This window comes from Salmonella sp. 32120201201600049SM, from assembly GCF_017572835.1.
GTDB lineage: Bacteria > Pseudomonadota > Gammaproteobacteria > Enterobacterales > Enterobacteriaceae > Salmonella > Salmonella enterica.
In genome coordinates this window covers 1-14503 of sequence record NZ_JAGESA010000007.1, presented here as the reverse complement: position 1 = coordinate 14503, position 14503 = coordinate 1, and the positions used below count along the sequence as shown (strand labels likewise).

Below are 14503 nucleotides of genomic sequence, written 5' to 3'. Positions count from 1 at the left end.
CTCCCTGGATATCCCGGACTGCCGCCTGAGTATACCCGATTGCAGCGGCATTAAGAGAGGCTGTATCTGAAAAGGACTTTTCTGAATAACGGTTAATGATAGCGTCTGATGGCGCTGCGCTTCTCAGGCCTACGACGCCTGTCCATTCGTAGGCCTGACGCAATGATTACCAGTCAGCGTAAGGCACCAGAGGCTGCGGCGGTAAATCCATATCCCCCTGCCAGCCCGCTGCGGAATAACGGACATACAGCAGCAGATGACTGGGGGTATAATCTTTCGCCTGCTGAATATCGACAGCCGTACCCACAAACCAGTTGGCAGTAACACGGCGTTCAATGAGCGCCCGCGCGGTATAGCCAAATCCCTGGCTGCTGCCGCCGCCGTTGGTCTGGTCACGCGCATCCTCCTGATAATCCGCCGGGATCAAATTCATCAGCGGATAACGCGGCATGGTACGGGTGCGGGAGTGCGACCAGGATACCGAGCCGCCTAGCTCCCACGACCAGTTTTCCGTACGCTGCCGCCACATCACCGGTACCGCAAACGACAGGTATTCCTGCGGGCTATAATAACCGCCCTGACCCAGTGAATAACCGCTCAGATCTTTGTCGTAATGCCAGATCATGTTATTCAGCCCGACGGTAACGCGGCGGTTATTCTCGTTAATCACCTTATAATAATAACCGGTCATCCAGCGCACGCGCCAGTTATCTTCCACATTTTTACCGCTCAACTGGTCGCCGCTGAGCGACGCCCAGACACCGTTTGCTTCGCCTTTATCATAGCTGAGACTGACGCCGCCGCCGTTGGCCCGCACGCCGCCCCATTTGGTGCCGGTATTGCTGCTGGCGTCCTTTTGCCCGCCAAACGCCAGCAGCGAACTGGAGATCGGGCGACGATGCGCGTTCAGGGTATAACCCAACGGCCCGATATCGTCGCTGTAGCTGACGCCGCCGACCACATCAACGACATTAAAGCCCATTGGCGTCGTGCCGATATCCCAGCGCCAGGTCTCATTCTGCCAGCCGACCGCCACGCTCGCGCCCGTATCGGCCTGGCTACGATGTCCGCTGCATTTCTCCAGCGTACAGGTACCCCAGTTATTATCGTATTTTCCGTCCGCATCCGTAGAGAAACGGCCAACATCCATATTCACCATATCAGTACGAAAGAACGCCCATCCGTCCGACCAGGGCGCATCCACCTGAAGCATCGTGGTATGCGCCTTCAGATCGGAGTAGCCGCCAGTCCCGCTCGACCCCCAATAATCGTGCGCCAACGTGACATTGAGATCCTGCTGACGGTACAACTCCGCCGCATCGCTACGCACGCCGCGTTTTAGCCAGTCATCTTTTTCATCATTGCGCGTCAGGCGGGTAAAGGTATCGTTATCCTGGGGGCGAACCGGCGTAATCGCCGCGGCGACCATTGCCTCTTTGTAGGTCTCCAGCGCCCGCTGCGGCTCGCCCGTTTGCGCCTGAAAAGCGGCGGCGTCACGCAATACCATTGCGCTTTCCATTGATGGCGGCTGTGCTTTTGCCTGCGGCGTAATGCGGTTAAAGATCCGCGCCGCCGCCGTGATATCGCCAAGCTGGAGCTGCGCCAGCGCGACGCGGCGCTGCATGTTAATAGAGGTGATTTGCGACGCAGGCAGCGCCGCCAGTTGAGCGCGCGCCGCGGCGTTATCGCCCTGTGCGATGTCGATTTCTACCCGCCCCAGCATGGCATCGACATTACCCGGTTCCCGCGCCAGAACGGCGTCATAAGCGGCGCGGGCCGCCGCATTATCGCCACGCTGCTGCGCCCAGTCCGCCAACGTTAACGCAATGCGCGTAGAGGGCGGCTGCTGACGTAACAACGCTTCCGCTTCGCGTTCTTTGCCGCTATCGCGCAAGCGGTTAGCGCTTTCCAGCACCTGGTTACTTTGCAATCGGCCCGCCAGTTCCTGAATATTGCTGTTCCACTGGCTGGTCGGCAGGGTATTGAGATGCGCCAGCGCCGCCCGGTCCCGATCGCTGCCGGAAAGATAAAGCCCATAAGCATAGACCTGTTCCGGATCGTTTGGCTTCTGCTGCGCCAGAGAGCGCATTTGCGCATCGGCCTGGGCGTGCTGCCCGGCCTGCCACAGATCGCGTGACAGTCGGTACGTTACCCACACGCTCCCCGGATCTAATGCCAGCCGACGACGGTGCAGGTCTGCGGCCTGCGCCCATTTGCCCTCGCTTTCCAGCGTTTCCGCCTGCTGCGCCAGACGGTCATTTTCCAGACTGCGTTCGATATCGTCGATACTGCGCCGCTGGCTGGCGGAAAGAGAAGCGATAAACGCGGCGGCTTTTTGCGGCGACTGCTGGCGATAAAGATTCGCCAGCCCGCGTACAGCATTGGTATTACCGCTATCCATACGCAGCGTCTGCTGATAATAACGTTCGGCGGCGGCATTATCTTTGCGCGCCATCGCCACATCCCCCAGCCCCAGTACCGCGTAGCTGTCGGTGTTATCCACTGCTCGTGCCTGCTGATAGAAACGCTCCGCCTGGGCCAGATTATTCGCTTTTAAGGCCGCGTCGCCCTGCTGAATTAACAGCCAGTAGCGATTGACCTTCAGCAGACTCTCCCACTTATCGCGGCTGCTGCTGTGCGGCGCCATCGCCAGCGCCTTTTCAAACTGCGCGACGGCGCGGGCGCGATCGCCACGCTGTGAGTATGCCTGCCCCAGCGCGCCGACCGCCTCGCTGTCGTCCTGCCGGGCGCTTACCGCCTGCTGCAATTGCGCAATGGCCTTACCGCCTTCTCCGGCATTAACCGCCGCGATGCCCTGCGAGCGCGCGCGGAACGCCGGATCGGCTAACTGTTTTTGCTGCTCGCTAAGCTGGGCGCGGGCGGCAGACACGCTATCGCCTTCGCTAAACTGCGTCAGATAGTCTTGCAACGCTTTTACGCTGGCGTCGCTAACCGGGAGATCTTTTATCTGCTGGTACCAGATGGCGGAGGCCGCGCTGCGTCCCGTACTGGATTTCGCCATCTGTTTTAGCACCGCGAATCCCTCATCGCGCCGCCCGCTGGCGAACAACAGTTGCGCCAGCGCATTTTGCAGAGCGTTATTACCCGGACTGACGGCATTAATTTTCTGTAGCTGGTTAATCGCTTCGTGACGGCGGGCGGGCAATTTCGCCACGGTCGTCCAGTATTCGACCGCCAGTTCGCCCTCCGGCGGATAACCTTTAAACAGCTTGTCGTAGCTGGCGATCGCTTGTTCAGTATGGCCGGTCGTCGCCAGTAAACGCGCCTCCTGCAAAGACTGGCGTCCTTGCGGCGTGGAGAGCAGCATCGCGGTGCGGGAAGATTGATACGCCGTCGACTCCGGCGCCAGTTGCGCCAGCCGATCAAGTAGCTTCTGCGCCCCGTCGCTGTCCCCCTGGCGCAACAGATAGCGGAAACGGGCAGCGATAACCTGTGGATCATTGGGGTCGATCAGCTCCAGGCGATAGAGCGACTGACGGACTAAGTCCTCACGGTGCGTGGCCTCGCCCAGCCGAACCTGCTCCAGCAACTGTTGCTGCGCGGAGGTCGCTGCGCCGGCAAGCGGTGTTAGCGCCATACCAAGCGATAAACCCAACAATGCCCGAGAAACGCCCCTTTTGCCAGGTAAGGCGTTTCGACCGCCAGCCGGCAAAAAAGCGTGCATGAGACTTAACGTGAACTTACGCATTCCTGGCCCCAGTCAGGTAATAATTCACCTTTGACGGTGAAGCGAAAACGGTGCTGATCCCAGCCTTGTCCAAAGAGAGTCAGCACATAGTTGTAATAGGCATCGCTGCCAGGAAAATGGTCTGCGACCCGCTGTCGCTGCACGGCCTGGGCGTCGCGATTTTGCAGGAAAGGCAGTAAAGCGGCGGAAAACCCGACCGGCCCCGTCCCTTGCGCGTTCCCGCTGACGACATCCACTTTCTCCGGTGGAACGCCGTTTTTCATCGTTAACGTCGCCATCGGTTTAAATCGCGCCAGTAAACGCGCTTTTTGCGGATCGCCATCATGCATCATTCCCGCCCATAAATAGACGCGAATCGCATCGTAGCTACTGATCAGCGTCTTTTCCGCTTTCAACTGCCAGCCTTGCTTGCTTTCATAACGCACCCAGTCCGGCGAGAAACCTTTCGGCGCGGTTTCCAGCAAAAGCCGCAAATTGGTTTCCCGTAACGTCGACCACGGCGCGCCAAAACGGCTAAAGTATTGCGCCAACTGCGGCGGCAGATAGCTTGGGTTAAAACGCCAGCTATTCGCCTCGGCAAAGCCGATTTTGCCAGGTAGCAGCATTGAGCCCAGCCCCGGCACATTCACGACCTCTTCGCGAGCGATGCGTTTTAGCAACGCCGTGCCCACCTCGGTATAACGCGTCTCTTTCCACAGACGACCGGCCTCCAGCAGCGACCATGCCATCCAGATATCGCCGTCGGACGCGGAGTTGCTGTCCAGCACCGACCAGGTGTCGGGATCTTTTTGCCCCCACAGCCAGGCGGGCAGATGTTCACGCAGCGATCCCTGCGCCAGATTGTTTTGCGTCCAGTTAAACAGTTGCGCGAACGCCGGTCGATCGTTCGCCGCCAGGGCAAAGAACATGGCGTAGCTTTGCCCTTCGGAGGTGGTAATTTTTCGCGCATCGCCCGGATCGATAACGCGTCCCTGCTGGCTAATGTAATCTTTCTTGAACTGTTCCCACGCAGGCCAGCTACAGGCCGCCTGCGCATTTATTGCCGTCAGCATGACGATCATCGTTATCCATCCGCGCAGCATAGTCATCATGCGTTACTCATGGTCAGGGTCGAGACGACGGCGACTGAGAATACGTAGCAGACGCCACAATACCCACGCCAGTAATACCACACTGAGGGCCGCCAGTACCGCCAGCAGCACCGGGTGATTCGCCAGCGCATACCACAGCCGCTCAAACCACGGCAGATGTCCGACGTAATAGATATCGCCAACGCGCAGACTGTGAACGCCGGACTCGCGGATCACCGCCACGGAACCAAACATCGCGGCGCGTTTACCGCTGTCGTTCACGGCGTCGTTCAGTAGCTGGTAGCCGCGCGGGCTGTCAGCCAGCAGAGCAATCACGCTGCGCTGATCATTAAACGGCGACTGGAAGCCCACCACCGCCGCCATCGGGCCGCTGGCGGTGACGGTGGACTGCGCATCCGCCGCGCGATCGGCCTCATCCGGCATAATCGACGGGAAAGCGGTCTGCCGCATCGGGGTTTTTACCCAGCTTTGTGTCGCCTGCACCAACAGATCGAGACGCTTATCGTCTTTTAGCTTGCCCGGAATAGCGCCAATAATCAGCAGATCGGCGTCTTTGTCGGCTATCTGAGCGCTATCATCGGTGATTGTCAGATTAATTGCCGGGAAACCGGTCTGTCCGCCAATAGCGCCGACCGTATTCAGCAGCGTTTCCATTTGCGCTTCGGTTGGGGTCTTCGGCATCACCGCCAGCGTGTCAGACAGGTCGGCCATTCGGCTGAACGGGAAACCCGCATTGGCGAACGCGCGTAAATCCGGCATCGCGATAAAGTGGTAATATTTCGAAAAATCGATAGTGGAGTCATCCCCTATCACCACATGATTCGGTACCGGCTGGAAGGTAATACAGTTGTCCACCGACCCGCCCGGCATCGGATTCATGTAGCGGAAGTCAAAACGTAGTTGGTTCATCGCCCCCAGTTTGAGCGCCGGAATAGACACATCCGTTTTACCATCCAGCAGTCCCTGAAGTACCGGCAGGCGCAACAGGAGTCGATTAGCTTCCTGCGTGCTGTTAAGGCTAAAGGCTTGCAGGAACTGGTTATTCAGACTGATATCCAGCCGTGAACTGTCTTTGGTCGGCGGCGAGGTATAACGGTAGTTGAGATCCATATCAATACCGTTGCTACGCAGCAAATAGAGGTCCGGCGGCAGATTCAAAGAAACGTTGATAGGCGCCGGCTCCAGCCCACTCGACTGGAGCTGCTCTTCATAGGTTTTCAGCTCGCCAAAAGTGACCGGGCGATCGGTACGCACCCAGTTCGGCGCATCATACGGTTTGCGCGCCAGCAGCGGTTTTACATCGTTGACCACCACGCTGGAACCACGGAAGAGAATATTCCCTTGCGCGATACCTTTTGCCGCCTGCAACAGGTCTTTATCATCACGGCCAAACACGACCAGCAACTTCACATACGGATTATCCGGATGGCTCATCATCTCGATAACCGGCGCGTTAACCGCAGGATGATCGCGCAGGAAATCGGGGCGTCGATCGTTGGTGGCGAACACGATCGCATTGCGATCCGGCAGGTGATTATACAACACCGGGAAGCGCTGACCGCGCCAGCCCGCCCGCGAGCCAAACCAGGACGCGACAATAGAAGCCGCCTGCTGCTGCGCCAGGTCCGGCATATCAGCAAACACTATCGGCAACGTCACCGGACGGTTATCCCGCGGATCGAAAAACGGCACCGGGAAGTGGGACAGATCGTTATTCACCGCCAGCATGTTATAGGTCAGATCCAGGGCGCTATTTCGCCCGATGTCTAACCACAGAGTACTGCTGGCCGGGTTTTCACACACGTCGCGATAGTGGCCGACAAACTCCAGCCGCACCCGGTTAAAGTCGGTGATAAATAGCGGATTGATAGGTACCTGCGCCAGCGTCTTTTTCCCCAACTGCTCTTTTGTCACCGGCAGTACGCCCATCAGTTCATCATTGAGATAAACCTTGAGCTGCGACTGAACCGGCAGGAGCGACGGCGAGGGCGTATATTCCAGATTCAGCACCGCTTTCGACGCCACTTCATCGCTGCGCATACCAAATTCAATGCCGCCGTTAGGGTTAACGCCACGCAGCGCCATACTACCCGGCGGCGGCGCGATTTGCGCAAAGGTCAGCTTGACCTCGCGCGAAGGCGCGGTCTGCGCCACGACTGGCGCCTCAGTTGCGGGCGACTGCGCAGGCTCGGTGGGTTCAGCATTGATCAATGGCGGCATCGCAGGCGCCGCCGCCGTCATGAAAGCAGGAAACGCGCTTAATCCTATTACCGCCGCACACATCCAGGACAATTTTCTTTTCATCGCATTATCATCATTGTTGAGCCTGAGCCATAACCCGATCCGACGGCTGTATCGCCGCTTGCCGCTCCGGGCGACGCGGAATAAACGATACAATCCAGGCAATTAACGCCGTCAACGATCGGAAAATTACTTTTACTGAAGGCGGCGCGAACTCCGCGAGGTGGCGATATCCGCGGAAGCCCAGCTTCAGAATATCCAGCAAGCTTTCCAACGGTTTATCTTCCGGGAAGCTATCTTGCCAAAGCGCCCACGTATCGGCGCGCGCGAAGGTACACTGCACAAAATCAATATGTTGTTTGGTGGTGAGCGGCATCAGTTGTAGCCCGACCTCATTGCCCGTTACGCGCACCACCTGCGTTGGAAAGACATATTCCTGCTGCCCGCGTTTAAGCAACAGATTCACTTTCTGCCCTTCCAGCACCTGCGCCTGACCGTTGATCTTGATGCCTAACCCGCCGTCGGAGAAGTCATGTACGGTACAGGAGAACAAATGTCCATCTTCGCGGGCGATGGCCCCCGGCATGGCAATCTCGACCCGATGCGCGCGCCTGACCTGTTTACTCTCTACCGAAACCGCAACTGCGCCGCCGAGAATGACCAGGTTGTAGAAGACCCACACCAGGCTAACGATGACGGTCAGCGTTTCATTTTCCGGCCCGTAATAGTATCGCCATACGCCCGCCGCCACGCCGAGCAGGTTAAGCAAGACAAGGAAGATATACGGACGCGAGATTACCCAGTCGACGTACTTCTCTTCCACCAGTCCGCCTTTCGCCGTGACGTTAAATTTCCCTTTGTGCGGATTGATCAACGCGACCAGAGTCGGCGGTGCGATATACCATGCCAGTACCGTTTCATAGATTTCACTCCAGAAAGAGTGACGATACTTGCCCTGAATCTTCGAGTTAGTCAGGCTGGCGTGGACCATGTGCGGTATCACAAATAGCGCAATCATCAACGCAGGCGCATAAATGATATAGGCGTGCAGCAGCAGAAAAGCCAGTGGCGCGGTCAGAAAGATCAGGCGCGGAATGCCGGACAAGAAATGGAACATCGCGTTGAGGTAGCACAGCCGCTGCGCCAGTTTTAAGCCTTTACCAAACAGAGGGTTATCGAGGCGGAAAATTTGCACCATGCCCCGCGCCCAACGAATACGCTGCCCGATATGCGCCGACAGGCTTTCCGTCGCCAGCCCCGCCGCCTGCGGAATGCGCATATACGCTGAGGTATAACCTCGCCGGTGCAGCCGGAGCGAAGTATGCGCATCTTCCGTCACCGTCTCAACGGCGATACCGCCAATCTCATCCAGCGGCTTACGGCGAATCACCGCGCACGATCCGCAAAAGAAAGTGGCATCCCACATATCGTTACCGTCCTGCACCAGTCCGTAAAACAGCGTGCCTTCGTTAGGCGTTTTACGAAAACGTCCCAGGTTGCGCTCAAACGGGTCCGGGGAGAAGAAATGATGCGGCGTCTGCATCATCGCCAGCTGTTTCTCTTTCAGGAACCAGCCCATTGTCATTTGCAGAAACGAGCGTGTCGGCACATGGTCGCAATCGAAGATTGCCACAAACTCGCCTTTCGCGTGTTTTAGCGCATTGTTGATGTTGCCGGCTTTGGCGTGTTCATGCGTAGCGCGGGCAATGTAATGCACGCCAACATGCCGGGCAAAATGACGAAATGATTCGCGCCCGCCGTCATCAAGGATCCAGATATTTAGCTTGTCCTTCGGCCAGTCAATGCCAAGCGAAGCGTAAATGGTATTTTTGACCACGTTAAGGTCTTCGTTATAGGTCGGTACAAAAATATCCACCGTCGGCCACTGCGACATCTCTTTCGGCAACGGCACCGGTTGACGATTTAACGGCCACACCACCTGGAAGTACCCCAGCACCAGCACAATCCAGGCGTAGGTTTCCGCAAACAGCAGAATCAGCCCGCACACCAGACTGACCGGGTCGTCCCAATTTAGCGTCGAGGTATAGCGCCACCAGATATAACGACAGGAGACCGTTAACGACAACACGATGAGCATCAGCGCGGAAAAGCGTCCCGGCATACGTCGTACCAACAGCGCAACGCCCCACAGCAACAGCAGAAAGATAAATTGCGATAGCGGGTTAAATGGCTGCGTAATACAGATCAGCGCCAGTATCAGTGAAAAGGTCACGATAACGCCCAGAATAAAACGCCGGGCGCCGTTGCTAAGATGTCCCAGCTCTTTTTCCTTTTCCAGATGCGTTGTCTTTTGGCGCACCCGTTCCGGTAAGGTATCCATCCATTGATGGTAACGTCCACGAACGTCCTTCAGGCGCGCAAATGACCGCCAGCGCGGTTCATGACGTTCTTTAGCCGACGAGATCATCACCAGCCAGAGGGTCTGAATGAGGTAACGGGCCGGGTCCAGCGGGCGCGGGCGGGCGGCGTTAATATGCGGATAAAGCGCTTTATGCCCGTCGCGAATACGCTGCCAGCGCGGATGCTCAAGCGGAAACACTATCCACGCCAGAATCGTCCACAGGCAGCCGAGCGCTGCGCTAAACGGCGACGCGCCGTGGCGGCGGTAACCCTGATAGCGCTCGCTCAAACGCGCGCTAACCGGCGGGATAAGCAGCCACCGGGAAAGGGCGCTCATCGCAGGCTCCCGGCGGACGTTTTGTCGCCCGCATCATGCAGCAGGCACCAGTTCGCCAGCGTTAACACCTCTTCGGCAGCTAACGAATCGCTGCGATATTCGCCTAACGGCTGTTTCGACGCCATGCACTCCGCCATCGCCTCATCGCGATGGATCACAATGGGCAGCAACCGGCGCTGGCTTTGCAGCCAGACCTGGTACAGATCGTCCTGTAACTGACTGCCAATGCGTAAGTCATTGATCAGAATATGCGCTCCGGCAGGCAACGCCTGCTGATGAAGGCGAATATGGCAGTTAGCGTCAACCTGGGCTATCGCCAGCGTATGGTCGCAGAGGCTCACCAGCTGCCGTGTCAGCGGTGACGCGCCGTAGGGCAAGTCCAGTAAAATCCAGCTATAACGCCCGCTCGCTTTCAGCGCCTGGATAGCCGATCCGATCTCTCCCAGCGTCTCCTGCCAGGCCTGCGGATTTTCCCGCTCTTGCGCGGTGAGCTGTCCAAACGGCAGTAGATCAAGCTGCGAGGTATAACGTAATCCGGCATCGCGCCAGTCCTGGCCGTCCAGCAACGATCGCGCCCAACCGCCCTGATGGACGAAGTCGACGTTAAACGACATGCGCAGCAGGTTATCGGGGCTGGCGTCAATCACCAGGACATTTTCCCCTAAGATTTGTAACGCCCAGGCGAGTGCTGCGGTGAGAGATGTGGTTCCCACCCCGCCGCGCACGCCCTGCAGTCCCAGAATCGCCATTCATGGCTTCCTTAATGAATGTGGTTGCGCAAATTCAGCCAGAAGTGGCCATCTTTTAATCGCCGCCGCCAACTGTTCGCGTTGGGAAATATCGGTATAATCTATTTCGGGTAGTGAAAACGCCTGGCTTAATGCCAGAAAATCATTTTGAAAAGTGTAGCCCAACGTTGGATCGGACTGAGCGCCAGGTTCATTGTTATACATTCTGGTTGCTCCTTTTTAAATATTTCTCACTGGCAGCATTACGCCCCGTCGTCAATACGGGAGAACGCGCATTTTTCATCTTTCCGTGACATCATTTATAATGTGTAAAAATGCAAAGCGCAGAGTTACAGGGCATCCTGCCGGGCAAATTGATTCACATGCTAAATCTGATGCGTTTTAATTTCAATGTTAGGTTTATTTCTGTGCTTTCGCTAGTAAACTGATAAACAGTTAAAATAGTGACATGAGGGACACTGTGGACCCCGTATTTTCTCTCGGCATCTCATCATTATGGGATGAACTGCGCCATATTCCAACCGGCGGCGTCTGGTGGGTTAACGCCGATCGCCAGCAAGATGCCATCAGTCTGGTGAATCAAACGATTGCGTCACAAACGGAGAATGCAAATGTCGCCGTCATCGGCATGGAAGGCGATCCTGGCAAAGTAATCAAATTAGATGAATCTCACGGTCCGGAGAAAATCCGCTTATTTACCATGCCGGATTCAGAAAAAGGGCTATACTCTTTGCCCCACGATTTGCTTTGTTCTGTTAACCCGACGCATTACTTTTTCATTCTTATTTGTGCAAATAACACGTGGCGGAATATAACGTCAGAAAGCCTGCATAAATGGCTGGAAAAAATGAATAAATGGACTCGTTTTCATCACTGTTCATTGTTGGTTATTAACCCTTGTAATAATAGCGATAAACAGTCCTCGTTGTTGATGGGTGAGTATCGCTCACTTTTTGGCCTCGCCAGTTTACGTTTTCAGGGCGACCAACATTTGTTCGATATTGCCTTCTGGTGTAACGAAAAAGGCGTCAGCGCCCGACAGCAGTTATTGCTGTGTCAGCAGGACGAACGCTGGACGCTATCCCATCAGGAGGAGACGGCAATTCAGCCGCGTAGCGACGAAAAACGCATTCTTAGCCACGTCGCCGTCCTTGAAGGCGCGCCGCCGCTCTCGGAACACTGGACGCTTTTCGACAATAACGAAGCGCTATTCAACGACGCGCGCACGGCGCAGGCCGCGACAATTATTTTTTCGCTTACACAGAACAACCAAATCGAGCCGCTTGCTCGTCGCATTCATACTTTGCGACGCCAGCGGGGAAGCGCGCTGAAAATTGTCGTGCGCGAAAATATCGCCAGTTTGCGCGCCACCGATGAGCGCCTGCTGCTGGGCTGCGGCGCGAATATGATCATTCCCTGGAACGCCCCGCTTTCACGCTGCCTGACGCTTATTGAAAGCGTGCAGGGGCAGCAGTTCAGCCGTTACGTACCGGAAGACATCACCACGCTACTGTCGATGACGCAGCCGTTGAAACTGCGCGGTTTTCAGCCGTGGGATACCTTCTGCGATGCCATCCATACGATGATGAGCAACACCCTGCTCCCCGCCGACGGGAAAGGCGTTCTGGTCGCGCTGCGCCCGGTACCGGGCATTCGGGTTGAGCAGGCGTTAACATTATGTCGGCCAAGCCGAACCGGCGATATTATGACCATCGGCGGCAACCGTCTGGTGCTGTTTTTATCATTCTGCCGGGTCAACGATCTGGATACCGCGTTAAACCATATTTTCCCTTTGCCGACGGGCGATATTTTCTCTAATCGTATGGTCTGGTTCGAAGATAAACAAATCAGCGCCGAGCTGGTGCAGATGCGCTTATTGTCGCCGGAACTGTGGGGAACGCCGCTACCGCTGGCAAAACGCGCCGACCCGGTAATAAATGCCGAACACGATGGCCGCATCTGGCGTCGTATTCCTGAACCCCTGCGATTGCTCGACGACACCGCGGAGCGTGCATCATGATGACCATCAGCGATATCGTGCAAATTATTCTTTTTTGCGCGCTGATTTTCTTTCCGCTGGGGTATCTGGCGCGTCATTCGCTACGCCGTATCAGTGATACAACCCGGCTGCTATTTGCCAAACCTCGTTATGTAAAACCAGCCGGAACTCTGCGCCGCGCTACGAAAGTCAAGGCAGACAAAAAATGACTCAGCATACTCAAACTCCTTCAATGCCTTCTCCGCTCTGGCAGTACTGGCGCGGTCTTTCCGGCTGGAACTTCTATTTTCTGGTCAAGTTTGGCCTGCTGTGGGCAGGCTATCTGAATTTTCATCCTTTACTGAATTTGGTATTCATGGCGTTTCTGCTCATGCCAATACCAAAGTATCGCCTTCACCGGTTGCGCCACTGGATTGCCATTCCCGTCGGCTTCGCGCTGTTCTGGCATGATACCTGGCTGCCCGGCCCGCAAAGCATTATGAGCCAGGGGACGCAGGTGGCGGAATTCAGCTCCGGTTATCTGCTCGATCTGATCGCCCGTTTTATTAACTGGCAAATGATCGGCGCCATCTTCGTACTGCTGGTTGCCTGGCTTTTTTTATCACAGTGGATTCGGGTCACGGTGTTTGTGGTCGCCATCATGGTATGGCTGAATGTCCTGACATTAACCGGCCCGGTTTTTACGCTGTGGCCGGCAGGCCAGCCAACCGATACGGTGACGACGACTGGCGGTAATGCGGCCGCTACCGTCGCGACAGCGGGCGATAAGCCGGTCATCGGCGATATGCCTGCGCAAACCGCGCCGCCGACGACCGCGAATCTGAACGCCTGGTTGAACACCTTCTATGCCGCGGAAGAAAAGCGGAAAACGACGTTCCCGGCGCAGCTTCCGCCTGATGCGCAGCCGTTCGACCTATTGGTCATTAATATTTGTTCGCTCTCCTGGTCGGATGTCGAAGCGGCAGGCTTGATGTCACATCCGCTATGGTCGCACTTTGACATTTTGTTTAAACACTTTAATTCCGGTACGTCTTACAGCGGCCCGGCGGCCATTCGTCTGCTGCGCGCCAGCTGTGGTCAACCATCGCATACCCGACTTTATCAACCAGCCGATAACGAATGTTATCTGTTTGATAATCTGGCGAAGCTGGGCTTTACTCAGCATCTGATGATGGATCATAACGGTGAATTTGGCGGCTTCCTGAAAGAAGTTCGCGAAAACGGCGGTATGCAGAGCGAACTGATGAACCAGTCCGGCCTGCCAACCGCCCTGCTGTCATTCGACGGCTCGCCGGTATATGACGATCTGGCGGTCCTGAACCGCTGGTTGACAGGGGAAGAACGTGAAGCCAATTCCCGCTCCGCGACTTTCTTCAACCTGCTACCGCTGCACGATGGCAACCATTTCCCTGGCGTCAGCAAAACGGCGGATTATAAAATCCGCGCGCAGAAACTGTTCGATGAACTGGACGCCTTCTTTACCGAACTGGAGAAATCCGGGCGTAAGGTGATGGTGGTGGTCGTACCGGAGCACGGCGGCGCGCTGAAGGGCGACAGAATGCAGATCTCAGGCCTGCGCGATATTCCCAGCCCCTCCATCACCAACGTCCCGGCGGGCGTGAAATTTTTTGGCATGAAAGCCCCGCATGAGGGCGCGCCGATTGATATTAACCAGCCGAGCAGCTACCTGGCTATTTCCGAACTGGTCGTACGCGCCGTGGACGGTAAGCTCTTTACCGAAGACAGTGTGAACTGGAACAAGCTGACCAGCAATCTGCCGCAAACCGCGCCGGTTTCAGAAAACGCTAATGCGGTGGTGATTCAGTACCAGGGTAAGCCCTACGTTCGTCTGAATGGCGGCGACTGGGTGCCTTACCCGCAGTAAACCGAATAAATATCCTCCGGCATAGCCGGAGGTTTTTCAGATGCGCCTGTAAGGCTCTCTTACCAGCCGCGCCCTAACAGGCGCATACGATCTGACATTTGCATCAAACTTCGTTACTTACGGCCCGTAAA

9 protein-coding genes are annotated in these 14503 nt (G+C 56.3%); 3 read left to right on the top strand and 6 right to left on the bottom strand.

Features of this window, described 5'->3' with window-relative positions:
• Window positions 1-166: 166 nt before the first annotated feature.
• The 6 genes from bcsC to bcsR are packed head-to-tail and all read right to left on the bottom strand — an operon-like array spanning window position 167 to window position 10692.
• Window positions 167-3709, bottom strand: coding sequence for a cellulose synthase complex outer membrane protein BcsC (gene bcsC / locus J4650_RS14940; protein ID WP_023993723.1), 3543 nt, complete (start codon window positions 3707-3709; stop codon window positions 167-169).
• Window positions 3691-4800, bottom strand: a complete 1110-nt coding sequence (bcsZ, locus tag J4650_RS14935) for a cellulose synthase complex periplasmic endoglucanase BcsZ (RefSeq protein ID WP_000988802.1) — start codon at window positions 4798-4800, stop codon at window positions 3691-3693. Before bcsZ ends, bcsC begins: the two co-directional genes overlap by 19 nt.
• A gap of 3 nt (window positions 4801-4803) precedes the next feature.
• The gene (bcsB, locus tag J4650_RS14930; protein ID WP_023993722.1) at window positions 4804-7104 is read right to left on the bottom strand and encodes a cellulose biosynthesis cyclic di-GMP-binding regulatory protein BcsB; all 2301 of its coding nucleotides are present in this window, start codon (window positions 7102-7104) and stop codon (window positions 4804-4806) included.
• A gap of 10 nt (window positions 7105-7114) precedes the next feature.
• Window positions 7115-9739 (bottom strand): UDP-forming cellulose synthase catalytic subunit, encoded by a 2625-nt coding sequence (gene bcsA / locus J4650_RS14925; protein WP_023193899.1) that lies wholly within the window; start codon window positions 9737-9739, stop codon window positions 7115-7117.
• Complete coding sequence (bcsQ, locus tag J4650_RS14920) at window positions 9736-10488, bottom strand: cellulose biosynthesis protein BcsQ (RefSeq protein ID WP_000996118.1); 753 nt, start codon at window positions 10486-10488, stop codon at window positions 9736-9738. The genes bcsA and bcsQ overlap by 4 nt, the downstream gene beginning before the upstream one ends.
• Window positions 10489-10692, bottom strand: coding sequence for a cellulose biosynthesis protein BcsR (bcsR, locus tag J4650_RS14915; protein ID WP_000282616.1), 204 nt, complete (start codon window positions 10690-10692; stop codon window positions 10489-10491). It abuts the gene before it with no gap.
• Window positions 10693-10936: 244 nt separating this feature from the next.
• Here bcsR and bcsE point away from each other — a divergent pair, with 244 nt between their 5' ends.
• The 3 genes from bcsE to bcsG are packed head-to-tail and all read left to right on the top strand — an operon-like array spanning window position 10937 to window position 14372.
• Window positions 10937-12508 carry a cellulose biosynthesis c-di-GMP-binding protein BcsE gene (gene bcsE, locus J4650_RS14910; protein WP_023993721.1) on the top strand — a complete coding sequence of 524 codons (1572 nt, stop codon included), beginning with the start codon at window positions 10937-10939 and terminating at the stop codon, window positions 12506-12508.
• Entirely contained in the window at window positions 12505-12696 is a 192-nt protein-coding gene (gene bcsF / locus J4650_RS14905; protein WP_000988321.1) for a cellulose biosynthesis protein BcsF, read from the top strand. Before bcsE ends, bcsF begins: the two co-directional genes overlap by 4 nt.
• The gene (gene bcsG, locus J4650_RS14900; RefSeq protein ID WP_000192022.1) at window positions 12693-14372 is read left to right on the top strand and encodes a cellulose biosynthesis protein BcsG; all 1680 of its coding nucleotides are present in this window, start codon (window positions 12693-12695) and stop codon (window positions 14370-14372) included. Before bcsF ends, bcsG begins: the two co-directional genes overlap by 4 nt.
• Window positions 14373-14503 lie beyond the last annotated feature (131 nt).

What these genes read in the sequence shown, in the direction of transcription:
- bcsC (WP_023993723.1), bottom strand. Translation starts at nt 3,709, where the DNA reads ATGCGTAAGTTCACGTTAAGTCTCATGCACGCTTTTTTGCCGGCTGGC.
- bcsZ (WP_000988802.1), bottom strand. Translation starts at nt 4,800, where the DNA reads ATGATGACTATGCTGCGCGGATGGATAACGATGATCGTCATGCTGACG.
- bcsB (WP_023993722.1), bottom strand. Translation starts at nt 7,104, where the DNA reads ATGAAAAGAAAATTGTCCTGGATGTGTGCGGCGGTAATAGGATTAAGC.
- bcsA (WP_023193899.1), bottom strand. Translation starts at nt 9,739, where the DNA reads ATGAGCGCCCTTTCCCGGTGGCTGCTTATCCCGCCGGTTAGCGCGCGT.
- bcsQ (WP_000996118.1), bottom strand. Translation starts at nt 10,488, where the DNA reads ATGGCGATTCTGGGACTGCAGGGCGTGCGCGGCGGGGTGGGAACCACA.
- bcsR (WP_000282616.1), bottom strand. Translation starts at nt 10,692, where the DNA reads ATGTATAACAATGAACCTGGCGCTCAGTCCGATCCAACGTTGGGCTAC.
- bcsE (WP_023993721.1), top strand. Translation starts at nt 10,937, where the DNA reads ATGAGGGACACTGTGGACCCCGTATTTTCTCTCGGCATCTCATCATTA.
- bcsF (WP_000988321.1), top strand. Translation starts at nt 12,505, where the DNA reads ATGATGACCATCAGCGATATCGTGCAAATTATTCTTTTTTGCGCGCTG.
- bcsG (WP_000192022.1), top strand. Translation starts at nt 12,693, where the DNA reads ATGACTCAGCATACTCAAACTCCTTCAATGCCTTCTCCGCTCTGGCAG.